This is a genomic window from Archangium gephyra (genome assembly GCF_042230915.1).
GTDB classification, from domain to species: domain Bacteria; phylum Myxococcota; class Myxococcia; order Myxococcales; family Myxococcaceae; genus Archangium; species Archangium gephyra_B.
On record NZ_CP102578.1, the window covers coordinates 3,857,776 to 3,882,964 of the forward strand.

A 25,189-nucleotide genomic window follows, 5' to 3' on the forward strand; every position below is an offset into this window, starting at 1 on the left:
GAGGGGCTCTCCCGACGGCTTATTCGAAGAAGGACAGCTCGCTGAGGCGCTCGATGTAGAAGGGCCGGTCGGCGCTGAAGGAAGTCCCGGCGGCGCGCAGGCGCACCTGGCTCAGCGCGGTGGGGTTGCTCAGCGTGGCCTCGTAGAAGGGGTGCACGATGCTCTCGCCGCCGCGCAGGTTGGCCAGCGGCACCCAGAGGGTTCCATCGGTGCTGCCCTCGATGACCAGGTCGGTCGTCGTCGCGCCGAAGGACATGCCGAGGTTGCGCACCACGGCCTTGCGCAGCACCTTGGGCTGCGGCAGTTGGAGGACCACCGCGAGGGTGCCCTGCGGGAAGGTCACCGTCGAAGCGAGATCGCCATCCGTCAACGGGCAGGTGACAGGCGCCTCGGGGTAGGTGCAGCTGACGCCACGGCTGAGCGGGACACGGGTGCGCTTGGGCAGGGCCACGTCGTCTCCCTTGTTGTAGAGGTCGAACTTGGTCTTGTTGAGTTCCACCTCGCGCCGGATGGAGACCGCGGCCTTGAGGTCCGCGGCGTCCTCGAGGAGGTCGTCATTCAACGGCGCCGGCGAGCTCACGCTCCGGCTCACCCAGATGGGGCTGGAGGACTTGCTCACCGAGAGGGTATGCGTGCCGCTGTTGCCCGCCTGCGAGGCGGTGAGGCCCTCATAGGACACGCTCACGCCGTCGGCACTGGTGGCCACCGAGGGCTTGCCGGTCCACTGCTGCAGGAGCGGGAGCTGCACCTTCTCCGTCTGGATGATGAAGCTGGCGTTCCCGTAGTTCCCCGACCCCGTCCCCGGAATCTGCAGCTCGAAGCAGCGCGCCAGACTGCCGGCCTGGGTGTCCGCGCCCAGCAACTCCTCGCTGAAGGCCCCATCGGTCTGCGTCTTCATCGACTTCCAGTCCAGGCCACCGAAGAGACTGAAGACGCAGCTCGAGTTCCCGCTGCGGTGCATCCTCAAGAGCGTGTCCGCCAGGGGCTGGCCATCCTCCTTGAGCACCTTGCCGCTGAGGAGGATCTCCTGCTCGGGATCCACCTGGCTCTCCGTGCAGCCGGAGCAAGCCACCACCGCCGCGCACGCCACCTTCATCCATCGATTCATCGACATGTCACTCCCCCAGCTCCGGTGAAATGGCCGGAGCGCTTCAGGCGGATGTTGTCAGGAGTTGAACGGGATGGATCTCGCGGGGGCCATGCCGCGGTGCGCCAAAGCTGCCGTCAATCCAGCCCCCGCTCGTTGTCGAAGCGGTTGCGGTCGATGCGCGTGAGGTACGGATCCACCACCACGCTCTCCGGCCGCTCGTCCAGGACGAGGGAGAGGGTGTTGACGCCGCTGCGTAGCTCGTGCCGCTGCACGGAGAGGACGTGCTCCTTTGCGAAGAGGCCCACCTCGATGGGCTCGTGCAGCTCGACGGGGGCCTCGTTGCCGCTGCCGTCGGCGTGGCTCTTGCCGGCGGTGATGCGCAGCGTCACCTCGTACCGGCCATCCGCGAGCGGCCGCAGGTGGGCCGATTCGGCTCTCAAGTCGTAGAGGGTGATGTCCTCGAGCCAGTCCCGGAGGAGGGGGTGGGCCTCCGCGGGGGCGGCGGCGCGCAGGTGCGCGAGCAACTCGCGGGTGGTCGCGTTGCCACCGGGGCCCCCCTCCTCGCGCAGGAGCTCGCGCAGCGCGTGGTTCATCCTCTGCTCACCGAGGAGGTTCCCCAGCGCGGACAGCACCACCGCGCCCTTGCCGTAATACAGGTAGGGCTGCTTCCCCACCGTGGACAGCGGCACCTCCTTCGCCGTCTCGCCCGCGCGGCCCTCGAGATAGCGATCCAGCTCGAAGGCGAGCGAGCGGCGCACGTACTCCCGGCCGTACATCGCTTCCAGCACCCGCAGCTCCGTGTACTTCGTCAGGGACTCCACGAGCGTCGAGGCACCCGGGCCGGTGGCGGGAGCGAGCTGATGCCCCCACCACTGGTGGGCGGCCTCGTGGATGACCCGCCGCGACACGAGGTCGAGCCGCTCCGGGTCGGTCGAGTCGGTGCGGAAGCCGCGATCCTCGACGAAGGCGATCATGCCCGGCATCGCGAACGCACCGAAACGCCAGTAGGAGGGGGCCTCGACGATGCGCAGCGCCTCGTGCGGATAGGGCCCGAAGTGCTGCTCCATGTAGTCGAGCGTCGCGGCCGCCGCCCGGAGCATCCGCTCGACGTTGGCACCGTGGGCGGGGTGGTGGAAGACCTCGAGGGTGACGTCGCCGTGCTGGCGCCGCTCGACCTGGTACCGCGCCGATGCGAAGGCGAAGATGTTCGTCACCGGTGTCTCGGAGCGGTAGTGGAAGTAGCGTCGGCCGGCCTCCTCCCACTGCCGCACCAGCCGCCCGGGCGCCACGGCGAGCTGGTCCGCGGACGTCGAGACCGTGGCCTCGAAACGCACCCACTGTGGCGCCTCGGGGCCCTCTCCGTGCGGCGAGTCCTCGGGAGGTGCCTGCTCTGGCAGCCCGCGCTTGCGCCGCTCCCGCGGATCCCTCAGCTCATAGCTCTGGCGGTAGCCGATGCTCGGGAAGGTGAGGGGGCTGAAGACGAACGAGCCGTTCTCGACGACGGACGTGTCCGGGTCGTCGTTGACGAAGCCCGGCTGGGAGAACTCGAGCTGGAAGCGGAGCTCGGTGCGCGCGCCCGGAGCGAGTGGCGCGTCCAGGGTGAACGCGTACATTCCGAAGCGCTCGTCCTGGGAGGCGAGCTTCGCTCCGGGGATGGAGAGGCCGGCCACGCGGGCCTCGCGCCGCACGGCGACGTGCACCCGGTCGATGGCCGCCGCCGTCTCGTTGACGAGCTCGTAGTGGCCGGACACCTGGTAGCGCCGCTCCTGCGGAAACAGCGCGACCTCCGTCTTGACGCTGGAGATGGCCGGCTGGGGCAGCGCCGCGAGTGGCCGGTAGGCCTTCTCGTAGTCCGCCTTCCAGTCGAGCTGCTCCCGGGCGGACTCCCGGTCGTTCAGCACGTCGGTGTTGTAGAGGATCCAGCCGCCGGTAATGGCGAGCACGGCGAGCAGCGCGCCGCTGAGCATGCGATGGGTCCGGCTCCAGCCGTGCAGCAACGCACGGAGCCGCTCCCGGGACGTCGAGAGGGTGCCGCGCCTCCACACCACCGAGGCGCCCAGCGCCAGCAGCAGACTGAAGGCACCCCAATAGAGCATGTGCCAGTGGAACGGCGCGGCCAGGTGGCCAAAGCCATTCATGTCGGAGTGGACGACGGCGGGCGCGGTCAACAGCCGGCCGAGGTGGTGCTCGAGGCCGAGTGCGCCGCCGCGCAGCTTCACGAGCGCCGCGAGCAGCACCCCCCACAGTCCGGTGTACCTGCTGGGGCTCAGCGCATGCACGAAGAGCGCGACGGCGGCGAACAGGAGGAGCGGCACTCCCTCGAAATAGAAGAGGGAGAGGGAGAGGTAGAGCCCGGGCTCGAGGATCCGGTAGCCGCGCGCCACCTGCACGGCGACGCCCACCGCGATGCCGGTGGCGATGAGGCTGACGGCCAGCAGCGCCAGCGCGGTCCACTTCGCCGCCACGAAGGCGGCACTGGAGGCGGAGGTGGCATGGAGCGTCTCGGCCAGCCGGAAGCGCCGCTCGCGCCAGGCGAGCTCCGTGCTGAAGTAGACCAGGACCACCAGTCCGAGGAGGGAGAGGGGCTGGGCGAGCGTCGAGACGATCAATCCTGTCGTGGGCAGCTGGGCCGAGCCGTACTCGCCGCCCGTGATTTCGGAGATGAGCTCGGAGGCCGCGAGCGCCATCCACAGCAGCACGACGAGCACCACGGGGACACGGAGGAAGAGTGAGCGGAGCTCGAGTCTCGCCGCCGAGGCGTAGACGGCGAACCAGGAGCCGGGTGTGCCCGGGTCAGCGACTCGCGCGGGGCGGAGCGTGGCGCTCGCCATGGCGGGAGTGGGCTCCGGCACCCGAGGTGCGGATGCCTTCCGGGACGAGCCCGCCCCCTTCAGCACGCGGAAGGAGAAGCGCCAGTATGCGGCCACCAGCAGCAGCGCGGCGGTGCCGACCGTCGCGAGGCGATTGAGCAGGAACGTGCCGTGGAGGGAGACGAAGCGGCTGTTCTGCTCGGCGGCCGTCCAGTAGCGGCTCTGCTCGAAGAAGCCCGACAGGCCGAACGGATCGAGCAGGGCGGCCATCGACAGCCCCTCGCCGCCGCCCGGGGTGGAGGCCGCCATGAGGGGCGAGTTCGTGAGGGAAGCGCAGACCAGATAGAGGACGTAGACGGCCACCGCGCCGACGTAGCTGGCGAGCGTGCTGCGCGTCATGGCGGCGATGGCGAACATCAGCGCCGCGGCGAAGAGCATGCTCGGCAGGGCGAGCACGGCGAGGGCCCAGAGATAGCCGCCGGGGTTCACCGGCCCGGCCCGCGCGGGGTCCTGCCAGGGCATGAAGCTGGCGAGGAGCATCCCGGGGATGGAGCAGCTGAAGGCGGTGAACGCGGCGAGGAGCGAGCCGAGGAACCGCCCGCCCAGGAAGTCGAGCTTGCGGACGGGCCTGCAGTAGAGGAGTCCCTCCATCCGGTGCTCGGCGTCGCGCACGATGGCGCTCGCGGAGAAGGGGGCGAGGGCGAAGACGGAGAGGAGGGAGAGGAAGCCCAGCGACTCCGCGACCAGCCAGGGCGAGTGGAGCCGGACGCTGGCCGGGCCGAACCCCGTCGCGGTGAGCGCGAAGCCGAAGAGGAAGAAGCCCAGCGCGGCCGCGGCGAAGGTGATCTGCCGGGTGTGGTAGCGCCACTCGAAGGCGATGATGCCGCTCAGCACGCCACACGCTCCTCTCGCGGCGGCTGGCCGGGGAGGGCTGAGAAGTAGACGTCCTCGAGGTCCGGGGTGATGCGATCGAAGCCACTGCCGGGGCTGGTGTCCGAGAGGACGTGGATGCGCGTCTTGCCGCCGTACAGGTGCGTCGAGATGACGGTGTGCGCGGCGCGGTGGTCCGCCACCGAGGCCTTGGGAATCGTCTTGCGCCAGACGCGCCCCTCGAGCTGCTCCACGAGCCGCTCCGGCTCTCCCTCGAGCAGGATGCGCCCGCCAGCGAGGATGGCCATCCGAGAGCAGAGGTCCCGCACGTCCTCCACGATGTGCGTGGAGAGGATGACGACGACGCTCTCCCCCACCTCGCTCAGCAGGTTGTGGAAGCGGTTGCGCTCCTCCGGATCGAGGCCCGCGGTGGGCTCGTCCACGATGAGCAGGCGCGGGCTTCCCAGCAGGGCCTGGGCGATGCCGAAGCGCTGCTTCATTCCGCCCGAGAACGTGCTGACGTCCTTCTTGCGGACCTCGTAGAGGTTGGTGAGCTGGAGGAGGGCGTCCACCTGCTCGGTGCGCTCGCCCCGGTGGGTGAGGCCCTTGAGGACCGCGAGATGATCCAACAGCTGCACGGCCGGCACGCCGGGGTAGACGCCGAAGTCCTGGGGCAGGTAGCCGAGCTGGTGGCGCACGCGCTGCGGCTCGGCGAGGACGTTGCACCCATCGAAGAGGATCTCCCCCTCGTCGGGCTCCTGGAGCGTGGCCAGGGTGCGCATCAGGGTGGACTTGCCCGCCCCATTCGGACCCAACAGCCCGAACAGGCCAGTTCCGATGTTCAGGCTCACCCCGTCGAGTGCACGCACCCCGTTCGCATAGCGTTTCGACAACCGGGAGATGGTCAGCACGGGCTCGCTCCAGCAGGGGACTCGGTGGTCACCTGACGAGCGAGAGCGGTGGCGATTGCATGCCGCTCATTTCTCCCGCATCGTCCGCCCCACCATGGCCGTGCCTCCTCGTGCCACGGTAGCCGAGCGCTCGTGGGAGACCCTGCGCTCGGGTACCTCGGACTTCCTCTCCGTGCTCGATGCGCACCTGGGCGTGCGCGTGCCCGGTTTCCTGCCGCCCTCCGAGTGCGCCGCGCTCGCACGCCGCGTGTACGCGGGCCGGCCCTTCTGGATTTCTGACTTCGACGGCGTGCAGTTCTCCCTGGGCCGCGCCTGGTACACGCACCTCGAGCAGGATCGCGAGGACGAGTACTTCGCGAATGCCCGCACCTCGGACGCGGTGGTGGAGCGGATGTTGCCGGGCCTGCAGGGCCGCCTGTGCGAGGCCATCTCGACGCTGGTGGGGGCTCCCGCCGTCAAGCGCGAGGGCTGGTGCGGCCCCGGCGTCCACATCTTCCCGGCCGGCGAGTGGCTGTCCCACAACGGGGGCGACGTCCACTTCGACAACGAGGGCCTCTCCGACGAGCAGTGCGCCCGCCGTTCGCGCGCCCTCACGCTCGTGCTCATGCTTCAGCCGCCGGAGTCGGGTGGGGCGCTGCGGCTGTGGGATGTCACCTTCGCGGGCAGCGACGACGTCTCCGAGCGCGAGCTCCAGTCCCCACGCGCCGATGTGGACTACCGGGTGGGGGAACTGCTCGTGCTCGACAGCTACCGGCTGCATCAGATCCAGCCCTTCACCGGCACGCGTGACCGCATCTCGGCCACGGCGCACGCGGCGTGGGATGAAGAGGGCTCGCGCTGGGAGGTCTGGTTCTAAGTAGGTGACCAAAAGTCCCCGACACAATAACGAGGAGGGCCTACGCTGATCCGATGCGCAAGACACTGGCCCCGCCAGCGGGGGCTGACGGAGTCCTCTCCCGCCGCTTCTGGCTCCGTTCCTTTTTGTAAAGGAACTTTTGGCTACCTACTTAGCGGCTGGGCCTCTCCCCCAACGGGCTCTTCCCCGTCGCGCTCGCCCTGCCCACGCCAGGCGCTGGCTTCGTGGGCAACGCCAAGCACCGTCCCTTCCTCCTCACTTGAAGGTGACGTTCTCGAGCACCAGTTCGCGGCCGCGTCCCCAGCGCTTCAGCGTGTACGCGCCCGGCACTTCTCCAGGCGTCAGTTCACGCACTCGGAGTTGGGCCCTTTCTTTTTAGCGCGCCGTCGTGCGCCGACTCGTCAAAACGAAACTGCTACGGCCCCCCACCCACACCCGGCCGGAGTTCCTCCTCCGTGATGTGAATATCCTTCTGTGCTCGGCTCCCAGAAACGTCGGATGGGGCCAGATCAATGACACGCGGATAGATGGTCCAGCCTTCACGGCGCACGGCCTCTGGCATTTGCACGCGCGCCCCACCAAGCCGGAAGACGACGTAGAACGCCTCTCGTACTTGATAGTTCGAGCCCTTGAGGCGACCTATCGTGTCGTTCATCTGATGAATGCCGCGCACAAGGTAGGGCTTTTTGTTGTCTTCTGAATATTGCTTTGCCTCAACATACAACTCCTCCCCGAGAACGTCCGGCCGCAGCCCGGCTGTTGGCACCTCGGTAATCGGGTTGAGCCCCTGGTCAAAGAGGTAGCGCGCCAGTTCGTCCGTCAGAACCTGCTCCACCTTCGAGCGCTTGCGCGTGTCGCCTTCAGCAGGCGCTGTCGCCGCCGCCGCAAGGTCGCGCAACCGTCGTCGGTCGTGCCACTCGCAGCGAACCTTGAACCGGTCGAAGATGGCCAGGAGCGAGCGCGTGGTGCCAATGCGCAGTCGAAGGCCTTGGTGGACTCGCTCTGCCATAGTCTTGAGCTTGTTCACCCCGCCCTCGAGTTCTCCGCGCTCACCGCGAGTGGCCTCGGGCCTCTCGTAGAGGAACTTCGTCATCATGTAGGCGTGCGGCAGGTCAGCGCCAGATCTGAGGCGCTCCACCAACGGCGACGCCCCCTCCCAGCCGGTGGAGTCGAGTTGGGTGAAAAAGGCTTCCAGATAGAGAAGCGTAACGCCAGGGGAAGTCATCACTGCGTCGGTGAAAACACGCCAAACGCGAACGTGCTCTTTCTCAACAAAATTGAGTTCACGGACCAGCGCGTTGAGGCTCTCTCGAACTGGGGCCGCCATGGCTATCTGCTCCTGAGGCGGCTCCCCTTCGGGCTTCGGGTCGAGGATCTTATCAAGCTTCCAATTCAGGAGTTTGATGAGTTGCGCCGGGCGGCTCCGATCGTCATAAAATGCGCCGCCAGTTACGTCGGCGCCTTCGCGGCTGGCTGCCTCATCGAACGCGGCGAGGCTATAGCGCCACTGCCAGTTGTTGCCTGTGTCTAGGTCATCTGGACGCGGCGCCGCGCTATCGTCGTGTTCGGGAACGAGGGTGCTAAAGTGCTGGCGGAGTCCCTTGAGGCGGCCGACCGACCTTTCGCAGTGCTGCTCGAACTCGGTTTGATACGCGAGTGCCTCGCGCCTCTCATTATCGAGAATCGCCGCAAGGCGCGGTTCCCGGCGGAGTGCATCCAGCGTGCGCCGCAACTCACGGATGAACATCTCGCCCGACTGGCGATCGAGGAATTGAAACTGCCGGTCAACAAGATGGATGAGGTCTTCGAGCATGGCGAGCCAGGAGGCTACCCCAAAGAGGGCTTAACAAAACCTGAGGAGTGACGTGTGCGTAAGCAAGCCAGAGCGGTGCGCGCGATCTTGGAGCACCTGGGACTGCCCACGGCAGGTGCGAGCCTGACCCCGGCGCGAGCGCCACCCCAGGCCGCAGGGTGTTGAGGCTGACGCCGCCACAGCCAAGAGACCTGATGCCCCTGCCGCGCTCCTCATGGGAGGGCGGCCTGGGCAGGCATGCCCAAGCAGGCTGCGTGGCCTCTCCACCGGCCCGGCTCACAGCTCGGCCGGCACCCGTCAGCGGCCCTCCTCGGCCCCTCTGCACCACCCCTCCCCCTCCACACGGCCTCTCTCCTTGCCTATACGCCAACGGATTTGGTCCAAATTTGGTCCGACAAGAACCGATTTGGTCCCCCAAGATGCTCCACGCCTCCTCGTTAGGAGAGAGTTCGACTCAAGGCGGCGGGCAACCTCTAAATAGGTGACCAGAAGTTCCTTTACACAAGGGCCCACACCCTCCGGTGGAGTTCGGGCGGGGCGGTGCCCCTGCCGGGCTCGGTCTTCAGAAACTTGTCCAACTGTTGGACAAGTTCGTGCAGCGCGCGGCCGGGAGGTCGGCCTGGCGTGGCTTCGCACGCAGTGCAGAGGCCACACGATTGTGTCGGGAACTTTTGGCCACTTACTTAGACCCGCGCTGTCAGGTGAGCTGGCGCAGGTAGTGGAAGTCCTTGCCCGCCAGGTTCTCCTGCGTGAGGCCGCACGCCGGGTCATCGCCCGGCAACATGTACACGACGTCTGACTTCACATGCAGGAAGTTGAGCAGCGCGGGGCCCTTGAGCAGGTGCTGGAAGGTGCTCCTCCTCCACAGCTTCGCCTCGGCGATGTCGCAGTGCTGGCCCAGCCGCTGGTCGCTCGTGCTGCCGTTCTGCAGCAGCAGGGCCAGGGTGCACGCGAGGTAGCGCGGGTTCCCGTCCTCGCGAGCTGGCTCGGTCCGGGCCTCCTTGCCCTGCAACCCGTTCACCCAGTCCTGGAAGTCATTCGGCGCGCGGGACGGATCATCCCAGTAGTCCCACACGCCCATGGTGAAGCGGTCCGCCTCCCGGCGCAGCACGTTGCAGATGCGGCCGTAGTAGTCGTGCATCTGCGCATAGCTGGTGCGCTCTGGCGCGGAGCGGATGATTTTGTGCAGCTCCCGGTAGGTGGGATCGTCCTCGCCCCGGAGCTCCATCACCACCTGCATCGAGAAGACGGAGTAGTTCATGCGCCGCTCCTTTCACCCGCCGGAATAGGAGTAGCTCGAGGACCGGCTCCACGAGCTGCGAGAGGAGAAGGCCGGCCCGAGGAGGGCGCGGCTGTTGCTCGACGTCCGCATGGCCACCTTGCCGAAACCCGCGGGGAAGGGGCGGAAGGCGCCAGTCGCCCCGCGAGGGATGGCGGAGAACATCGTGTTGCGCCGTATCGGCTCATAGGCGTACCCGCCCGAGACGTTGGAGGGCGTCTGCGCCAGGTCCTTCGTGGAGAGGATGCCGGCGGAGGAGCGCCCGCGAATCGGGCCGGGGCTCGTGAAGGTACTCGTGCGGGTGCTCGCCCAGGGATAGAAGATCCAGAAGGAGTTGTGCCCGAGCCGCGAGCCTCCGTAGTACCAGTGGCGAGCCCCCGAGGTGCCCGTCGTGGCCAGGCGAGTGCCCGCGTCCGAGGTGCCGCCGTCCGCGGAGGCCAGGACCGAGGTGCCCGCGTCCGAGGTGCCGCCGTCCGAGGTGGCCGTGGGCTGGCCCGAGGCCCGGCCGGGCGTGGCGGTCTCGGAGGGATCCGGCCGGAAGTCGCTCGCCGCCACCAGCTTCACGTCCAGGCCCGCGGTGCGCCAGGCCACGAAGTCCTCGTTGAGATCGTCCAGCTCCTGCAGCGGCGTGCTCCCGCCGGGGAGGACGTACAGCACGTGCTGGAGGCCCAGCTTGCGCAGTTGCTCGGCGGAGGGCATGCGCGCCATGTAGCGGTTGTCGAACTGGCGCTCCTGGTCGGTGTAGGCCGTCAGCCGCTGGCGATCCATCACGAACACCGGAGGCGCGGGGAGCGTGCGGCTCTGCGCGAGCTTGCGGAGGGTGGACTGGTAGTACGTCACCGCGGCCAGCGTGAGGTGCGCGGGCACCACGCCCACCGGGTGGGGCCAGTTGTCGAAGGTGAAGACGGGCTCGAAGACACCGGCCAGGGCCGTGGCGAAGGCGACCGACTCGGGGCCCGGCAGATCCACCAGCACGGCCGTGGCGCGCGCCGCCTCCGGCTGCTCCGCGAAGAGGGTGGCCAGCGCCTGGCCCTGGTTGAACGCCGCCTCCATCTCGGGCGTGAAGATGGGGCGCAGCTCGTTGAGCAGCGACCCGCGGGTGGAGACCGACTGGAAGAGCGTCGCCTGGTAGAAGGGCTTGAGCGGGTCCTGCTTCGGGGCCATCTCGGTGGCCAGCGCGCTGAGCTCCTCGAACTTGAGGGGGACGTTGACCTGGTTCGAGAAGGTGAGGGTGTCGTCGGTGGCGCCGAAGTTCCACCCTTGCTGGCGCTGCATCTGCAGCGCGTCGTGCATCTCCAGGTACTCGTCCTCGCCCGTGGCGGCGAGCGCGATGCCTCCCACGGCCACCACGCCGCCGAACACCGCGAGTGCCTGGAGCGCCTTGCGCCGGGAGACGGGGTCGCTCATCGCCGAGAGGCCCTCGTTCCACCACTGCGCGCCGATGAGGCCCGGCTGCCGGGTCATCACCTTGCGCTGGAAGGGGTTCTGGCCGTTGTCGCTGCTCATCGTCTCCTCGTCTTCCTTGCCTTCACGGAGTGACCAGCACCGGAGTGCTCAGGGCGCGCGTGTCGGTGGCGCCGCGCTGCACGCGGGTGTAGAGGCCCGCCGCCTCGCCCGCGATCACATAGACACCGTGGTTGATCGTCTCTCCGCCCGCGGTCTCCTCGGCGGCGAAATAGCGTTGGGCCACCCAGCGGCCGGGCAGCGCGTGCACCAGCGCCGCGTTCCACTCCTGCTGCGGGGTGAAGCGGCCCACCAACACCTCGTCCCCCTCGGCGCCGTAGTCCGACTTGAGCACCCATGCCTCCCTGTCCCGGGCCAGCTCCTCCACGGGCAGCGTCTCCATCCGCACGGTGTAGGGGATATGGGCGCGGATGGTGGCCCGCGCACGAGGGGAGAAGCGCTCGTGCCGCTCCCACATGAAGGCCATGGTCCGCTTGTTCTGCGTGAGCACGGCGCCAAACGGATTCACCACCACGCACCGGCCCTCCAGGCACGCCTGGAGCACCACCGAGAGCGGGCCGGCCAGCGGCGTCATGTCCTCGAAGGGCTCCTCGTCGTCCCAGACGGGGAGGCGCTCGCCCCACCAGTCCGTCTTGTAGTGGCGCAGCAGCACGTCGCACGGCTCGCCGAAGAGGCGCACCCGCCCGTCCGGCCCCGAGGTGAGGTTGAAGGGCGAGCCCAGGTGCACCGTCCACCCGCGCGCCTCGAACCACTGGCGGTAGAGCCGCACCAGGCCGAGGTCCTCGGGCATCTCCGTGGGGTAGAGGATGCCCACCGAGAGCTGCTCGGGCGCGGGCACCAGCAGCCGGGCCGCCAGCGACTCCACCATCGAGCACATCCGCTCGCCCAGCTCCGTGTTGGGATCCACCGTGCCCGGCCACGCGGGCTGCACCAGCGGGTTGAGCAGCACGGCCTCGACCTCGCCGGTGGGCGTGTCGCTGTTGAGCTCGCACACCGCGAGCTGCCCGTCCCGGGTGAGGAAGACGTCCGCCCGGGCGAAGCCGTGCCAGAAGGGCTGCGAGGCCTGCCACATGAGCTTCTGGCCGGGCGTGAGGCAGAAGAAGTCGTCCAGCACCTCGGGCGATTCGGCGCAGGCCAGCACCAGCTCGTGGTAGGCCGCCGCCACGCCCTCGGCCGCCCGGTAGAGCGCGGCCTTGCGCTCGCGGGGCATGAGCAGGGGCTCGGAGCGGAAGCGCGGCGCGCCCTCCAACCACGGGTCCGTGACGAGGCCCGTGCGCACGAGTTGCTCGGCGAGCGCCTCGTAGGTGAGGGGCGGCGTGCTCATGCCAGCCGGGTCACCAGGAACGCGGCGGCGAGGTACGAGACGGCCTCCAGTACGCCCATGCCCAGGTTGCGCTCGGCGGCGATGCCCTGATCCAACCGGCCGCCGCGCAGGGTGAAGCGCGCGCCCAGGAGCAGCGTCTGCACGAAGAACTGGCGCACTGGGTAGAGCGCGAAGGCGAAGATGAGCGCCAGCGCGTAGCCGCGCAGCGAGGCCGCCCAGCCCACGAAGTCCCCCTCCACCGCATGGCCGATGATGAGGGACAGCGCCACGGTGATGCCCGCGTAGCTGAGTGCCGCGGCGAGATTCTCCCCGAGGATCTCCTCGGCGTCGTCGTAGGCGGTGAGGGTGCGGAAGAGCATCACGAACAGGTGCAGGGTGATCTGGGCGATCACGACGAAGACGAGCACCACGCCCAGCATGCTCAGGTTCGTGCCGGACACCGAGCGCGACAGGAGGATGCCGGTGGCGAGGTAGTGCGAGCCGGCGGCCAGTCCGGCGGCGACGTTGCCGCGCTCGACCTCGGCGGCCAGCCGCGCACGCAGCAGCACCCGCACGCCCAGGTGCCCGAAGACCACGAGCAGCACCAGCGCCGCGAGGCCATAGGCAGACACCCAGAGCACGTCGTGCCACAGACTCTCGCCCTGGGCGCACCCGGCCACCACCGAGCCGGAGATCAGGAACAGGCCGAGCACCTGGCCCACCTGGAGGAGCGCATGGGCCATGTGGCCCTCCTCCATGTCCGAGCGAACGGTGTGTGCGGGAGACAACAGCCGTTGTCCGGCGCGCAGGAGCAGCAGGAGCACGACCGTGGTGATCGCGCCGAAGGCGGGCAGGTAGAGAGGGCGGAGCTCCATGGGGACGCGGAGCCTACCCCGACTCCCCCCGTAATCGCCTGGAATCACGGCGCCCTGGCCGGGCGGGGGCTCGGAGGACACCCGGCCCGGTTATCCCACCTCGCTGGAGTTGCCGGAATCATGACGCACCTGCTGTCAGGTAGCTTCCAGCGGTACGGAACGGGGGCGGGGGCGGCTTGCCGCGCTGCGGCATCGAACCCAGCTTGGGCGGACCAACGGGGGAGGTCCCAGATGCAGCCGTACCGTCGTTTCCATTCTCAGTATCGAGAACGGCTGTCGCTCGCGGACGGGACGTGGGCGGAGCTGCGGATGGTCCGGCCCGAGGACGCGGCGCTGCTGCGCGAGGGCTTCGAGCGGCTCTCCCCGCGCTCGCGCTTCCAGCGCTTCCTGTCGGCCAAGCCCCGGCTGTCCGCGGAGGAGTTGAACTACCTCACGAGCGTGGATGGGGAGGGGCACGTGGCGATCGGGGCGGTGACATGGAGCCCGGCGGGCCGGGAGATGGGGCTGGGGGTGGCCCGGTTCTTCCGCTCGGCCCACGCGCCCGAGGTGGCCGAGGTGGCCATCACCGTGGTGGACGAGGCCCAGGGAAAGGGGCTCGGCCGCATCCTGATGGACAGGCTGGTGGAGGCCGCGCGCGAGCGGGGCGTGGAGCGCTTCGACTTCCGGGTGCTGGCGGGCAACCTGCCCATGTACAAGCTCGTCCAGACGCTCGCGCCGTGCGAGCCCGAGCAGGACGAGGATGCGCTGTGCTTCAGCGTGCCGTTGGGCGCGCCCGCGCGCGGAGGCTCGGAGCTGCTGCGCTCGTTGCTGGCCCTGGCGGCGCAGGGGGCGCTCACGCTCATCGGGCCCACGTGCCGCTGGCGGAGCGTGTCCCGCGCACCGCCGCCGCCGGTGGCCTACGAGGAAGAGGCCCGCTCGCCTTGAGGCGCATGGTCCCGCTGTAGCCGCTCGAGGAATGCGGGCGTGAAGACCCCATCCACGCGCAGCGAGTAGCGGAAGTGGGGGGCGGCCTCGACACCGTGGTAGTCGAAGTCGTTGAACCAGTAGGCGCGCCCGTCCACGTGCGTCTTCTCCTGGTGCTCCTCGTTCCAGAGGTAGAGGCGCTTGTTGCCGCGCGGGCAGACAGTGATGAACTGGTCGGGGGCCGTCTGGTCCTCGGGCTCGCCGTCGCGGTGGACGGTGCCGTGGTCGTTGGCGTTGAGCCCGAGCAGGGTGCAGCGGCCGATCTCCTGGAAGGGGAGGGACTTCACGAAGGCCACGGTGCGGGGGAAGTAGAGGCGGGCCTCGCGGGTGAAGTCCTTGCCGGCGCTGGTGCTCTTCTCGCTCCAGTAGCCCCCGGGGACGAGCTCGTAGAAGACCTTCCAGGGGAAGTAGACGCCGTACTTGAACTCGAGGAAGCGCATCTGCTCGCGGGTGAGCGGGTGATCGCGCTCCTCGCCGAAATCGTACTCGTGGCGGCGGCGCGGATCGAAGGCGCCGGGCTCGCTGCCGAGCGAGACGAAGGTGGCGAACTCCTTCTCGGAGAAGCCGCGGATGACCTGGCCGTAGTCGACGTAGGGGTCGTCCGCGAGCGAGGGCGGGACGATGCCCATGGCCTTGTGGCTGCCGCCCGTATAGCTGGTGCCCACCTGGGCGAGCGCGTAGCAGATTTCATCATCCAGCGAGGCGAGCTGCGCCAGGTCGAGGTAGGGCTCGAGGTTGATGAAGGGGCGATCCCAGATGCCCACGAGTCCGTTGCGTGCGCCAGCCATTGCGTGTCCGTCCGGCTCCGGGCCTCGAAGGGCGGCCCTGTTCCGGGGCGCAGGATACGTCCTGGGGGGCGGGCCGGGAATGTCTGCCAGAGGCCGGGCTTCCTGTTCTCCGGACGAGCAGGCGCCATTTCTTCCTCGCGCGCTCCTGCACGGTAGGCTGGCCCGGTTCATCCATGCCCTGGCTCGCCCTCGCCCTCCTCGCCATGATCGCCGTGCTGCTCCGGCAGCCGATCATCGACGCGCTGTTCGCGCTGGCGGAGGAGTGCAGCTTCCACTGGGGGGCCTATCGCGGCACGCTCCGCCTCACCCAGGCCATCCGCATGCTGGGCCCCGATGCGCTGATGCAGCGGTCACTGCGGCAACTCCGCGTGCATGCACATGAGTCCCTTGGACGGACGGCGCGGGCCGTCGAGGGGGCGCGGCGCCTCGCGGATGAGGCCAGGACGGTGGGCGATTGGAGTCTGGCCAACACGGCCATCAACACCTTCATCAACGCGGGCCTCTACCAGGAGGCACTCGAGGTCGAGCGCCGGTGGGAATCCCAGGCAGCGCCCGGCCCGGAAGCGCTGGGGCCCGACGAGCAGGCGGCCCTGGTGCAGTTCAACCTGTGCGAGGCGCTCTACAATCTGGGTGATTGGGAGGCCGCTCGCGAGCGCCTCCGGGCCGTGGAAGAGGCGGCGGTGGGAGAGCCCCTGCTCCAGCAGGCGATTCTCATGCAACGGGCGTGGATCCAGGCGCACACCGGGCAGGCGGAGGATGCGCTCGCGACGCTGGAGCTGTTGAAGCGCGAGGACATTCCCCGTGTGTATTGGAGTGAGGTGGCCTTCACGCGTGCCGCGGCGCTGCTGGCACTGCGGCGGTACGACGAGGCCGGGAACGAGGCGCAGGTGGGGCTGAAGCTCGCGCGCCGGGTGGCGAGCACGAGGAATGGGTTGTTCATGCTCGGGCACATCGAGCTGGCGGCGGGGCGGCTGGAGGAGGCCGCGCGTCATTTCGAGGCTGGGGCCGCGCACCCGTACAAGGGGCAGGGAGGCGGGGCGCTGCTGGCGTGGGGCGATTGCCTCGAGAAGCTGGGACGCGGTGAGCGCGCCCGGGAGGCCTGGAGGCTGGTGCTCGATAGGGATCCGCAGAGCGCCGCGGCCCGGGAGGCGGCCGCGCGGCTTGGGCTCGCGGGATGGCAGGTTCCGGGGGCAAGCGGGTGAGTCGCGGAGCATGAGTATGAAGACATCAAGCCAGCAGCCGTCTGCGACCTTCAGCGAGGAGCTCGATCTTCGCTATCTGGAGTTGCTCAAGGCCAAGGCTCCCTATGAGCAATGCAAGCGCGAGCTCCTGCAACTGGAGAAGCGCTGGCTGCGAAAGGCAAACACCTCTGCCCAACGCCTCTCGGTGCAGCGCATCATCGCAAGTACCATTCTCACCGAGGCATACGGCGACAGGATGCCGTGGAAGGAGTTTGGTCGGTGGCTTCGTCGTATCCAGCAGCTTGGCTTCCGCGATCTGGGGATGCGCGTCCACGTCACCTGTCTCTACGTGCAGTTACTTCACCTCTTTCCCCGGCAGGCTCGCGAGGCGTGGGGCATGTTGGAGGACGCTGAAAGGCGAGTGCGTCGGCTCCGTCGAGAGAACCCCCTCCGCGAGGAACACATGGAGGCCATCGCGCACGCGAGGAAGGTTGCCAGAGTGCCGCTCCCTCCTCTTCGATGACGTGATCGGATACCGGAGCAACTGTGGGCATCCGCTTTTATGGGAACGTCAGCCCAGGGATGGTGATGCCGCGCGAGCTTTCATTCCGCAGCGTCAGCGTCAATTCGCCAGGTACGTCGGTCCTCAGTAAGTCGGCCTCCACGATGATCGAACCCTCGCTGTTGGGCGCGATGGGATTGTCCTGTCGAAGCTTCATCCCCTTCAGCTCGTTGCCATGGGCGTCCACCAGCGAGGCCTTGGCCGCCGTCCAGGGCTCCGAACCCAAGTTGTTCAACCAGACCTCCGCCGCGATGCTCTTGTCCGAGCGATAGCCGATGCCCCATTTGTAGGTGATGACTCCTTCCGATGGAACGGCATCCTTCGTCTTGAGTTCTTGGAACTGGATGCCTTCTGTGCCGATTGCTTTGTTGGCGATCAGGTCCTGGAGCCCACCGGATTGCTCGAGTTTGATCCGCAGTTGCTCGAGCTGGGCCCGCGTCTGCGCGAGCTCATCACGGAGTTGCTGGTTCTTCGCCTGCTCCTGGGCTATCTCGCGCTGCAATGACTCCCGCGGGCGTTGATCGCGATACACCTCCACCTGGTGTGTCGCCTGTCCCGGGTGAGCAACCAGGGAGAAGGTGACACGCTGCGGGGTGGCTCCGTTCTCGAGGACAGCCGTGAGCCGGAGGCGCTCTCCAAGTCCAAGGTCCGGTGGAGGCAGGAGACTGAGGGTGTTGCGCCCTCTCGTGACCTCCAGGAAGCGCACCTCGTCTTGCAGGTCCACCTCCGCGCGCGCGTCGAACACGAAGTTCGTCATGAGCCCCGGGCTGACGCATATCTCCCGGGCTGACGCCGAGGGAGCCCATGCGAGCTCGATGCGCTGCAACTCCTTGCACGCCCCAGGGGTGGGGGGCTGCCTGAGGGGAGTGCCCTGAAGAAGCACGAGGGGCAGGATGGAGAAAGGGGGGAGCACGGACAGTCGCCTCCGGCACGGGGTTATCGGAAGCGCACTACCGGCCGGACGCTCATGATATTGGAGACACGGACCTTCTCGGGCGTGCTGCCAGGCTCCATGGCAATGCCGAGCCCCTTCGATGTCACCACTTCCAGGCAAACCGGAATCATTTCACCGTCAGGCAGGCGAGCCCGGGTGAAACGGCCATAGACATGCCCATTCCCGAAGAACAGCTCGCCATAGATCTTGATATGCCCCGGGAGATCCCCCCACGGAGGGAGGATCTCACCCGTGACAGGTCCCTCCGAAACCACTGCCTCGGAGTAGTCCGTGTCGAAGGGATGGACGATGATGCGGTCCCCTCTGTGCGGGATGACGTTGAATCGCTTGAAGACCGCGTCGGAGCCGGGCGGGCACTCCGCAGGCTTCGGCGGCTGACGCTGCTGCGGACCACTCACGCAGGCGGAACCAGCAACACAAGTGGCGGCAAGCAGGGCTCGGGTCGTCTTGGACTTCGTCATCGGGGGCTCCTCGCTTTTCGTCGCGGTGGCGACGGGCGCGGGGGTGGGTGACTTCTCGGGTCCCGCGTCATGGCCAACCTCTCCCGTCAACCCGGCGGGCGCTATTTCCTGGCCAGGGATGGCCTGCTGCGGTGGGGCCGGGGAATGCGACTCCGCGCGTTGGCCGGGAGTCATCACCGTCAAGGACCGCTGCCACCCTACGGCGGACAGGGACAGCACTCCGAGAGCCGCGGCGAGGAGGAGGAGTCCGGCGGCCCGCCACCGCAGGGGGCTCTGGCGTCCGGGCGTCGCCGGAGCCGGGCGCTTGTCTCGCCTGACCTCGGGGAACAGCGGTACACGCCAGTCGCCGTTCGCCTGGGTGCACAGCTCCACCAGATCCTCCGCGAGCGCCTTCGCATCCGGATAGCGGTCCTCCGGCTCCTTCTCGAGCATCGCCATGCACAGGTCGCTCAGGGCCGGGGGCACGCGCGGATTGAGCTCATGCGGGGCCCGTGGCGTCTCCTCGAGGATGGCCCGGTTCAACCCGGGGTCGCCCCGGTCTCCGAAGGGAAGCGTGCGCGTCAAGAGGACGTAGGTGACGACGCCCATCGCCCACAGGTCGTCTCCCGGCGCGAAGGGGTAGGGCTCGCCCTCCCACTGCCGGGCGAAGCGCAACGCCTCGGGGCTGCGGTACTCCGCGGTGCCCGGGGGCAGCCGCAGCGTCAGACGCACCGCCCCCTCCTTGAGGCCCGCCGCGCCGAAGTCCACCAGCACCGGCTGCCCGTCCGCCTCGCGCACGACGATGTTGGCTTCCTTGATGTCCCGGTGCACCACGCCCGAGGCATGCACGTCCGCCAGGGTGAGCGCGAAGGGCAACAACATCCGCATCACCAGCTCGAGCGCGGACGGGTTCTCCTGGGCCGCCCAGACGTCGAGCGTGGGGCCCTCGACGAGCTCCAGGGCCAGGACGAGGAAGCGAGGCTCGTCCTCTGGCCAGAAGCCATACCCGTGGAAGGCCACCACGTTGGGGTGCCGCATCAGGCGCAGTGCGGCCGCCTCCCGGTCGCTCCGCGGGGTGAGGGGCACCAGCTTGATGGCGTAGCGCCGTCCGTTCCGCTTCGCCCGGTACACGGTGCCGAAGCTGCCGGAGGCGAGCAGGCCCTCGAGGGTAAAGCCCGCCACTTCCATCCCCGGAGCGAAGCATGCTCCGGGAGCCTCATCCCCTGCCTGTGCACTTCTCTCGTCGAGCATCCAGCCGCCTCCGAAAAACCTCGGAGGCTACCAGGGAGATGACCTCGTGACCTGGACGCAACGGGTTGGCTGGCGGGCGAAGAACCCGCGCCCCGGGACTCTTCCGCTCACTGCGGAGCGCCCTGGGCCACCCAGTCGATGAGGAGCTGCTTCTGCGCGGCGGTGAGCGGAGCCTCCCTTGGGCTTGGGGGCGCCCGAGCACGCGGGGCTGGTGTTGGTGGCGAGGCGCTTGGGGAGGAGCCGCCTACGCCCGGGGTGGCCACATCCCCGGCTCCAGCAATGACGAGGGCCGGCCCGGGGACTCCCGGACCGGCCCGAGGTGCTCCGCGCCTCCTCACGGCGCGCGGGGCGGTGTGCCTAGTTCACGCTGACCGCGGACCAGGCGGCGGCCACGGCGTTGTACTGAGTGCTGCCCGCGCCGTAGAGGTCCGTCGCCGCCTTGAGGGAGGCCTGACGCGCAGCCGCGTAGTTCGTCGAGGACGTCATGTACACCGTGAGGGCGCGGTACCAGATCTTGCCCGCGGCATCGCGGCCGATGCCCGACACGCTGGCGCCGTTGCAGGTGGGGCTCGCCGGGCCGCTGGCGGGGTTGGAGCCCTCGGCCAGCAGGTAGAAGAAGTGGTTGGCCACGCCGCTGGAGTAGTGCACGTCGATGGAGCCGATGCCGCTGTACCAGCAGTCCTTCGAGGCGCCGTCCAGCGAGGGCTTGTACATGTAGCGCAGGCCGTCACCCGCCTTGGCCGGGGTGTAGATCTCCTCGCCGATGATGTAGTCGCCCGGATCGTTGCTGTTGTTGGCGTAGTACTCCACCAGGGTGCCGAAGATGTCGCTGGTGGCCTCGTTGAGGCCGCCGGACTCGCCCGAGTAGGTGAGGTTGGCGGTGCGGCTCGTCACACCGTGGGTCATCTCGTGGCCGGCCACGTCCAGCGCGGTGAGCGGCGTGAAGGTGGAGCCGTCGCCATCGCCGTAGGTCATGCAGAAGCAGCTGTCGGACCAGAAGGCGTTGTTGTAGTTGCGGCCGTAGTGCACGCGGCTGTAGCCGGTGTTGCCCGCGCCGTCGATGCCGTTGCGGCCGTGGGTGTTGAAGTAGTAGTCGTAGGTGACCTTCTGGCCGTAGTGCGCGTCCACGCCGGCCGAGGCGGCATCGCTGGTCGTCCCGCTCCCCCAGATGTTGTCCGCGTCGGTGAAGATGGAGCCGCCCGACTGACGGCCGCCCATGTTCGTCGTGTAGAAGCCCTTGCCGCGCGTCACGTCGCGCATCTCGAAGCCGGTGGACGTCGAGTTGGTGCCGATGGACACCGAGCCCGAGTAGAGCGACTTGCCGGTGCCGCTGGCCGAGGCCGTGTGGATGCCCTCCCACTGGTCGCGCAGGGCGCCCGTGGTCGCGTCCACCAGCACGTGCAGCTCGCTGGGGGTGCCGTCCGCCTGGAAGCCCTCGAGGACGACCTCATAGGCGAGCGCCGGGGCACGGCCGCCGAGCGCGTCCACCACCAGATCGGCGCTGGAGGAGTCCAGCTTCACACCCTTGAAGGCCGCCTGGGCCAGCACCGAGGCCGCCGCGCCATCGAAGTGGGGCTGCCGCGCCACGCCCTGGAGGGACGCACCCGCCGCGCTGAACCGGGCCACGCCGTCCGCGCGGCCGTGCACCACGAAGTCACCGCCCAGCACGCGCAGGCCCTGATACGTGCGGTCGAACCGGACGTGCTCGGTGCCATCGTCATCCACGAGCACCATGCGCGCCTGCAGCTCCTCGGCGCTCTTGAGCTCGAGCTTCTGCCCCTGGCTCAGCGCCTGGGAGGCGGCGCGCTGGATGGCGGCGGCCTGCTCGGGGCCCGCGCTCAGCTCGCGCGAGGCGATGACGGGGGCGTTGTCGGTGCTGCCGCAGCCAAACAGGGCCAGGGCGGTGAAGGCAGTCGGGATGATGCGCTTCATGGGTGCTTCTCCTTCGTGGGGAAGTGAGAAGTCTTATACCAGGATTACTGAATTTATCAATGCATCCCGGGAATGGTTGCGAGTGAAACCTTCCGTGGAAGAGAGGTGAGTCAGGAAATACAGGGGAGCATGCATCCATGGGGCAAAAAGCCCCATGTTTCACGGGGCCGCGGTGGGGGGCGGCAATGGCTGGTAACGGAAGGAGAGGCGAGCGGGTGTGCCCGCGCTGTCGTAGTAAGAGAGCATTTGCAGCTTGAAGAACTGCCCCGTGCTGCTGCGGAGCACGTACAGCAGCTCCTCGCGGGGGGTGAGGCGGTGCACGGAGAGATCGTAGAAGTACCAGCCGCCCTCGACACCGCTGAACACCGGCTCCGAGGCGTCCTGCTGATAGCCCTCGGCCGGCGCCGCCGTGAGTGAGTCCCAGGATTGGTTCTTGAGCACCGCCACCCGGACCTGGCCCGTGGGGTTGCCGCCTCCACCGTTCATCGTGACGGTGAAGCGCTGGAAGGCGAGATCCCAGTCATTGGTGTCGAAGGCCTCATCGGCCTTCAGCTCCCGGCCCTCGTCGATGTCGAAGAAGACCAGGGCGGACTTGTTCGTCGCGTCGATGAGGGCGTGGGAGCTGCCGTCCTCTTGCGGCGTGACCTCGACGAGCGGCCCGCTGTTCGTCTGGCCATCGAATGGGTAGTCCGTGCGCAGGTCCGGGGCACAGCCCGTCACCGCGAGCCCGAGGAGCAGCACCGTTCCGTGAATCCGCATTCGCATGTCGATCCTCACTCGGGCGTTCTCCCAGGCGGGGAGGGGGCCTGTCCAGAGGTTGGCAGTCCGTCCCACGAGGAGCGACCCGCCCGATGGGAGGCATCCCCACCTGCTACCCTCCAAACCAGCGAGCAGACAAGCGCAGCCGCACGGCATGAGGGAGAGTGCAATGAGGTCAGTCGTCCTGGCGAGATGGACCGTTCTGCTGACGGCCTTGGCGGTGGCCAGTGCCGGATGCTCCCACACGCAGCAGCAACCCGATCGGAGAGTCTACGTCATCTCCGAGGATGCGAGCGGAGTGGGCTCCAACGTCGAGAGCGGAACCGGAGGGGCTGGCGCAGAGGCTTACTGCCGCGAACTGGAAAAACAGTCTTTCAAGAGGTGCTGGAGGCGGAAGCCCAAGGAGCCGAGTATCGAGAAGCACACCGAAAACCACCACAAACACTGCGTCAGTGAGAGTCTCAAGGTGTTCATGAATTGCATCAAGGAGCAAGAGGAACTGGAGCGGCAAGAGTCACAGTCACACAAAAAGGAGCTTCATTTCCCGACCATGGACGCAGCTCTCGGCTGGCTCAGGGAGCACAAGACCGAAGTGGCCGTTGGAACGGTCGTCATCGTGGGGGGCTTGGCTGCCGCCCCTTACGTTATTGCTATTCTGGGTGGTGCGTTGGTGCTAGCGCCCCTGTAAGCAGGCAGCAGGCTTGGTGACGACATGGCGCACATTCCAGAGTTTGATTTGGATGAAGTCATCTATTTCCTGAACCCCTTCATCGAGAATCAGGCGGAAGGATCGAAGGAGAGGAGGGCATTCGGGCTTGCTCAGATTGCGTTGCTCTTCATTCGCGACCACGTGAAGAGGGAGGAGTTCGAAAAATTTTATAAGGCATGCTTTGATACCTCATTCACGGTCGAGGTCTCTCATGAGTTCGCGACGCAAGAAGAAGCGGACCAGTGGCTTGCCAGCGGAAAGGCCAGCCACACCGAGCGTGTGAAGATCGCCGGCAAGGGTTTCATGGCCGTTGAGGTGTCAGGGAAGTGGTACTTCATGTTCGCCCCGCTCCCGGAGGAGTTGGCGACGGACGAATGGAAGGATGACTCCGAGGACGAGGAGTAACCACGGAGGGGTCCGGCCCTGCCCGCGCCCCGGGGACTCCGGGCGGGCGGCGAGCTCGGCGGGACGCATCCGTCACGAGCGGGCTATAGTGCGCCCCCGTGATGGAGACGATCGAGTTCCAGGGTGGGCTCTTCAGTGACGAGGTCCAGGGTGGCCGTACCGGCGCGCGAATCCGGCTGGGGCTGGAGGGGGTGGAAGCAGAGACCCCGATCGGCCAGCATTTCCGCGTCCCGTACGCGGACTGCCAGCTCGAGCAGGGGGGCGCGAGTGGGCGGATGATCTTCTGCCACACCCCCGACCGGCGGCTGTCCATTTTCTGCGAGGAGAAGGGCTTCCCCCAGGCCCTGGCGCGCTCGGGCGGGGAGCGGGTGGTGGAAGAGCTGAAGCGCCTGGGCCTCACGGCGCGCAAGGAGCGCAACCGCTACCAGCTCCAGGTCGTGCTCGGCCTGGTGGCGATGCTCCTGCTCAGCATGGGCGCCGTCCGGCTCATCAAGCTGGCGGGCACGCGCGCGGTGCACTCACTCCCCGTCTCGGTCGACCGGAAGCTCGGCGGGCTGGCCATGGAGGCGATGTCGCTGGAGGGACCGAAGGTGTCGGATCCCGTCCTCGTCGGCACCATGGAGAAGCTGGTCTCCCGGCTCGAGCCCCACGCTCGCCTCCCCGGGTTGGAGTACCAGGTGACGGTGGTGGACGCGCCCATCGTCAACGCGTACTGCCTCCCCGGCGGCCGCATCGTCGTCTACACGGGCCTCATCAAGGCCGCCCGGAGCCCCGAGCAGGTGGCGGGTGTGCTCGGCCACGAGATCGCTCACGCCACCCTCCGCCACGGCCTCGAGCGCATCGCCCAGTCCGCCAGTGCGGTGGTGGCGCTCGAGCTGCTCCTCAGTGACGTGGGCGGCATGCTCGCCATGGCGGTGGAGCTGGCCCGGCACGGCGTCCTCACCAGCTACGGCCGTGAGCAGGAGAGCGCCGCCGACATGGAAGGGGCGGAGATGATGCTGAAGGCGGGAATGGACCCGGCCGCCCTCGCGGACTTCTTCGCCATCCTGAAGGAGGAGCACGGCGAGGTCCCGGACTCGCTCGCATGGTTGTCGTCCCACCCCCAGCTCTCGGAGCGCCAGACCGAGCTGCGGCGCCGGGCCGAGCTGTCCCGCCCCGCCGCCGCCGAGCCGCTGGGCATCGACTGGGACGAGGTGGTCCGGCACGCGAAGGACCCCCAGTCCCGGCACGCTGTGGACTCAAAATCCAAGGTCGGAGAACATCCCGGCCAGGCTGAATCACGCTGACCGCTACGAAGGGAAGGGCATGGAAGCGGAAATCCGAAACAAACCCTCGTTCGCCAATGTGCGCGTGCACATGCGGGCCGGGGACGGGCTGGTCGCCGAGGCCGATGCCATGGCGAGCATGAGCCCGAGCATCGAGATGAAGGCACGCATGGCGGGGGGGTTCTTCACCGCGCTGGTGCGGCGCGTCTTTGGCAAGGAGTCGTTCTTCGTCAACGAGTTCGCCACCCAGAGCCAGGGCGAGCTGGTCCTCACCCAGCCGGTGCCCGGAGACATCATCAGCGTGGCGCTCAACGGCAACTCGCTGTTCCTCCAGCAGGGCGCCTTCCTGGCCTGTGAGCCGGGCGTGAAGCTCGGCGTCGGCTGGGCGGGAATCGCCAGCCTCGTGGGCGGCGAGGGCCTCTTCCGGCTCAATGCCAGTGGCACCGGAACGCTCTGGTTCGGCGCCTATGGCGGCATCACCGAGAAGGAAGTGAACGGTGAGCTCATCGTCGACAGCGGCCACCTCGTCGCCTACGAGCCGACGCTGATCCTGAGCATGGGGCTGGCCGGAGGCATCTTCTCCAGCTTCTTCTCGGGCGAGGGGCTCATCACCCGCGTGCGTGGCCGCGGCAAGATCTACCTCCAGTCGCGCGCGCTCGCCGGGCTCGCGTCCTGGACCAACTCCAACATCTACTGAAACGGGGGCCC

At 68.1% G+C, this 25,189-nt stretch carries 21 protein-coding genes; 8 read left to right on the plus strand and 13 right to left on the minus strand.

What is annotated here, in order from left to right; translation table 11 throughout:
* Positions 1 to 19: 19 nt before the first annotated feature.
* From NR798_RS15510 to NR798_RS15520, 3 genes are all read right to left on the minus strand, one after another.
* Positions 20 to 1,114 (minus strand): hypothetical protein, encoded by a 1,095-nt coding sequence (locus NR798_RS15510; protein ID WP_375772246.1) that lies wholly within the window; start codon positions 1,112 to 1,114, stop codon positions 20 to 22.
* Between the two features lie 110 nt (positions 1,115 to 1,224).
* Positions 1,225 to 4,794: a M1 family aminopeptidase gene (locus tag NR798_RS15515; protein ID WP_375772247.1), complete on the minus strand. Its 3,570-nt coding sequence runs from the start codon at positions 4,792 to 4,794 to the stop codon at positions 1,225 to 1,227.
* Positions 4,788 to 5,681 (minus strand): ABC transporter ATP-binding protein, encoded by an 894-nt coding sequence (locus tag NR798_RS15520; protein WP_375772248.1) that lies wholly within the window; start codon positions 5,679 to 5,681, stop codon positions 4,788 to 4,790. The genes NR798_RS15515 and NR798_RS15520 overlap by 7 nt, the downstream gene beginning before the upstream one ends.
* Before the next feature lie 55 nt (positions 5,682 to 5,736).
* Between NR798_RS15520 and NR798_RS15525 the strand changes: the two genes are divergently transcribed.
* Positions 5,737 to 6,537: a 2OG-Fe(II) oxygenase gene (locus NR798_RS15525; protein WP_375772249.1), complete on the plus strand. Its 801-nt coding sequence runs from the start codon at positions 5,737 to 5,739 to the stop codon at positions 6,535 to 6,537.
* A 415-nt stretch (positions 6,538 to 6,952) separates the two neighbouring features.
* On the opposite strand, the gene NR798_RS15530 is transcribed toward NR798_RS15525, so the two are convergent.
* The 5 genes from NR798_RS15530 to NR798_RS15550 form a co-directional block, all read right to left on the minus strand.
* Positions 6,953 to 8,350, minus strand: a complete 1,398-nt coding sequence (locus tag NR798_RS15530; RefSeq protein ID WP_375772250.1) for a hypothetical protein — start codon at positions 8,348 to 8,350, stop codon at positions 6,953 to 6,955.
* A 697-nt stretch (positions 8,351 to 9,047) separates the two neighbouring features.
* Positions 9,048 to 9,611, minus strand: a complete 564-nt coding sequence (locus NR798_RS15535) for a hypothetical protein (protein WP_375772251.1) — start codon at positions 9,609 to 9,611, stop codon at positions 9,048 to 9,050.
* A 12-nt stretch (positions 9,612 to 9,623) separates the two neighbouring features.
* The gene (locus NR798_RS15540; RefSeq protein ID WP_375772252.1) at positions 9,624 to 11,135 is read right to left on the minus strand and encodes a hypothetical protein; all 1,512 of its coding nucleotides are present in this window, start codon (positions 11,133 to 11,135) and stop codon (positions 9,624 to 9,626) included.
* Positions 11,136 to 11,157: 22 nt separating this feature from the next.
* Positions 11,158 to 12,417, minus strand: coding sequence for a glutathionylspermidine synthase family protein (locus NR798_RS15545; protein WP_375772253.1), 1,260 nt, complete (start codon positions 12,415 to 12,417; stop codon positions 11,158 to 11,160).
* On the minus strand, positions 12,414 to 13,271 hold the full coding sequence (locus tag NR798_RS15550) for a DUF350 domain-containing protein (protein ID WP_375772254.1): 858 nt from the start codon (positions 13,269 to 13,271) through the stop codon (positions 12,414 to 12,416). The genes NR798_RS15545 and NR798_RS15550 overlap by 4 nt, the downstream gene beginning before the upstream one ends.
* A gap of 231 nt (positions 13,272 to 13,502) precedes the next feature.
* On the opposite strand from NR798_RS15550, the gene NR798_RS15555 reads away from it, so the two are divergent.
* A complete protein-coding gene (locus tag NR798_RS15555; RefSeq protein ID WP_375772255.1) occupies positions 13,503 to 14,195 on the plus strand; it encodes a GNAT family N-acetyltransferase in 693 nt (230 codons plus the stop codon).
* On the opposite strand, the gene NR798_RS15560 is transcribed toward NR798_RS15555, so the two are convergent.
* A complete protein-coding gene (locus NR798_RS15560; RefSeq protein WP_375772256.1) occupies positions 14,168 to 15,022 on the minus strand; it encodes a hypothetical protein in 855 nt (284 codons plus the stop codon). The genes NR798_RS15555 and NR798_RS15560 overlap by 28 nt on opposite strands.
* Before the next feature lie 173 nt (positions 15,023 to 15,195).
* Here NR798_RS15560 and NR798_RS15565 point away from each other — a divergent pair, with 173 nt between their 5' ends.
* Together NR798_RS15565 and NR798_RS15570 are read left to right on the plus strand one after the other, a co-directional pair.
* On the plus strand, positions 15,196 to 16,224 hold the full coding sequence (locus NR798_RS15565; protein WP_375772257.1) for a tetratricopeptide repeat protein: 1,029 nt from the start codon (positions 15,196 to 15,198) through the stop codon (positions 16,222 to 16,224).
* A gap of 16 nt (positions 16,225 to 16,240) precedes the next feature.
* Positions 16,241 to 16,726, plus strand: a complete 486-nt coding sequence (locus NR798_RS15570) for a hypothetical protein (protein WP_375772258.1) — start codon at positions 16,241 to 16,243, stop codon at positions 16,724 to 16,726.
* 37 nt (positions 16,727 to 16,763) lie between these two features.
* Here the strand turns inward: NR798_RS15570 and NR798_RS15575 are convergent, their stop codons facing one another.
* The 4 genes from NR798_RS15575 to NR798_RS15590 form a co-directional block, all read right to left on the minus strand.
* Positions 16,764 to 17,678 (minus strand): DUF2381 family protein, encoded by a 915-nt coding sequence (locus NR798_RS15575; RefSeq protein WP_375772259.1) that lies wholly within the window; start codon positions 17,676 to 17,678, stop codon positions 16,764 to 16,766.
* A gap of 23 nt (positions 17,679 to 17,701) precedes the next feature.
* Positions 17,702 to 19,411, minus strand: coding sequence for a serine/threonine protein kinase (locus NR798_RS15580; protein WP_375772260.1), 1,710 nt, complete (start codon positions 19,409 to 19,411; stop codon positions 17,702 to 17,704).
* A 357-nt stretch (positions 19,412 to 19,768) separates the two neighbouring features.
* On the minus strand, positions 19,769 to 21,343 hold the full coding sequence (locus NR798_RS15585; RefSeq protein ID WP_375772261.1) for a M4 family metallopeptidase: 1,575 nt from the start codon (positions 21,341 to 21,343) through the stop codon (positions 19,769 to 19,771).
* Between the two features lie 159 nt (positions 21,344 to 21,502).
* Positions 21,503 to 22,102, minus strand: a complete 600-nt coding sequence (locus tag NR798_RS15590) for an HmuY family protein (protein ID WP_375772262.1) — start codon at positions 22,100 to 22,102, stop codon at positions 21,503 to 21,505.
* A gap of 169 nt (positions 22,103 to 22,271) precedes the next feature.
* Here NR798_RS15590 and NR798_RS15595 point away from each other — a divergent pair, with 169 nt between their 5' ends.
* From NR798_RS15595 to NR798_RS15610, 4 genes are all read left to right on the plus strand, one after another.
* Complete coding sequence (locus NR798_RS15595) at positions 22,272 to 22,790, plus strand: hypothetical protein (protein WP_375772263.1); 519 nt, start codon at positions 22,272 to 22,274, stop codon at positions 22,788 to 22,790.
* A 24-nt stretch (positions 22,791 to 22,814) separates the two neighbouring features.
* Positions 22,815 to 23,216 carry a hypothetical protein gene (locus NR798_RS15600; RefSeq protein ID WP_375772264.1) on the plus strand — a complete coding sequence of 134 codons (402 nt, stop codon included), beginning with the start codon at positions 22,815 to 22,817 and terminating at the stop codon, positions 23,214 to 23,216.
* Between the two features lie 101 nt (positions 23,217 to 23,317).
* Positions 23,318 to 24,502, plus strand: a complete 1,185-nt coding sequence (locus tag NR798_RS15605) for a M48 family metallopeptidase (RefSeq protein ID WP_375773769.1) — start codon at positions 23,318 to 23,320, stop codon at positions 24,500 to 24,502.
* Between the two features lie 19 nt (positions 24,503 to 24,521).
* A complete protein-coding gene (locus NR798_RS15610) occupies positions 24,522 to 25,178 on the plus strand; it encodes a TIGR00266 family protein (RefSeq protein ID WP_375772265.1) in 657 nt (218 codons plus the stop codon).
* Positions 25,179 to 25,189: the final 11 nt, after the last annotated feature.

Bases quoted from the DNA above. Each gene is read 5' to 3' on its own strand.
- NR798_RS15510 (WP_375772246.1), bottom strand. From the start codon at position 1,114: ATGTCGATGAATCGATGGATGAAGGTGGCGTGCGCGGCGGTGGTGGCT.
- NR798_RS15530 (WP_375772250.1), bottom strand. From the start codon at position 8,350: ATGCTCGAAGACCTCATCCATCTTGTTGACCGGCAGTTTCAATTCCTC.
- NR798_RS15535 (WP_375772251.1), bottom strand. From the start codon at position 9,611: ATGAACTACTCCGTCTTCTCGATGCAGGTGGTGATGGAGCTCCGGGGC.
- NR798_RS15540 (WP_375772252.1), bottom strand. From the start codon at position 11,135: ATGAGCAGCGACAACGGCCAGAACCCCTTCCAGCGCAAGGTGATGACC.
- NR798_RS15545 (WP_375772253.1), bottom strand. From the start codon at position 12,417: ATGAGCACGCCGCCCCTCACCTACGAGGCGCTCGCCGAGCAACTCGTG.
- NR798_RS15550 (WP_375772254.1), bottom strand. From the start codon at position 13,271: ATGGAGCTCCGCCCTCTCTACCTGCCCGCCTTCGGCGCGATCACCACG.
- NR798_RS15555 (WP_375772255.1), top strand. From the start codon at position 13,503: ATGCAGCCGTACCGTCGTTTCCATTCTCAGTATCGAGAACGGCTGTCG.
- NR798_RS15560 (WP_375772256.1), bottom strand. From the start codon at position 15,022: ATGGCTGGCGCACGCAACGGACTCGTGGGCATCTGGGATCGCCCCTTC.
- NR798_RS15565 (WP_375772257.1), top strand. From the start codon at position 15,196: ATGCCCTGGCTCGCCCTCGCCCTCCTCGCCATGATCGCCGTGCTGCTC.
- NR798_RS15570 (WP_375772258.1), top strand. From the start codon at position 16,241: ATGAAGACATCAAGCCAGCAGCCGTCTGCGACCTTCAGCGAGGAGCTC.
- NR798_RS15580 (WP_375772260.1), bottom strand. From the start codon at position 19,411: ATGCTCGACGAGAGAAGTGCACAGGCAGGGGATGAGGCTCCCGGAGCA.
- NR798_RS15585 (WP_375772261.1), bottom strand. From the start codon at position 21,343: ATGAAGCGCATCATCCCGACTGCCTTCACCGCCCTGGCCCTGTTTGGC.
- NR798_RS15590 (WP_375772262.1), bottom strand. From the start codon at position 22,102: ATGCGGATTCACGGAACGGTGCTGCTCCTCGGGCTCGCGGTGACGGGC.
- NR798_RS15595 (WP_375772263.1), top strand. From the start codon at position 22,272: ATGAGGTCAGTCGTCCTGGCGAGATGGACCGTTCTGCTGACGGCCTTG.
- NR798_RS15600 (WP_375772264.1), top strand. From the start codon at position 22,815: ATGGCGCACATTCCAGAGTTTGATTTGGATGAAGTCATCTATTTCCTG.
- NR798_RS15605 (WP_375773769.1), top strand. From the start codon at position 23,318: ATGGAGACGATCGAGTTCCAGGGTGGGCTCTTCAGTGACGAGGTCCAG.
- NR798_RS15610 (WP_375772265.1), top strand. From the start codon at position 24,522: ATGGAAGCGGAAATCCGAAACAAACCCTCGTTCGCCAATGTGCGCGTG.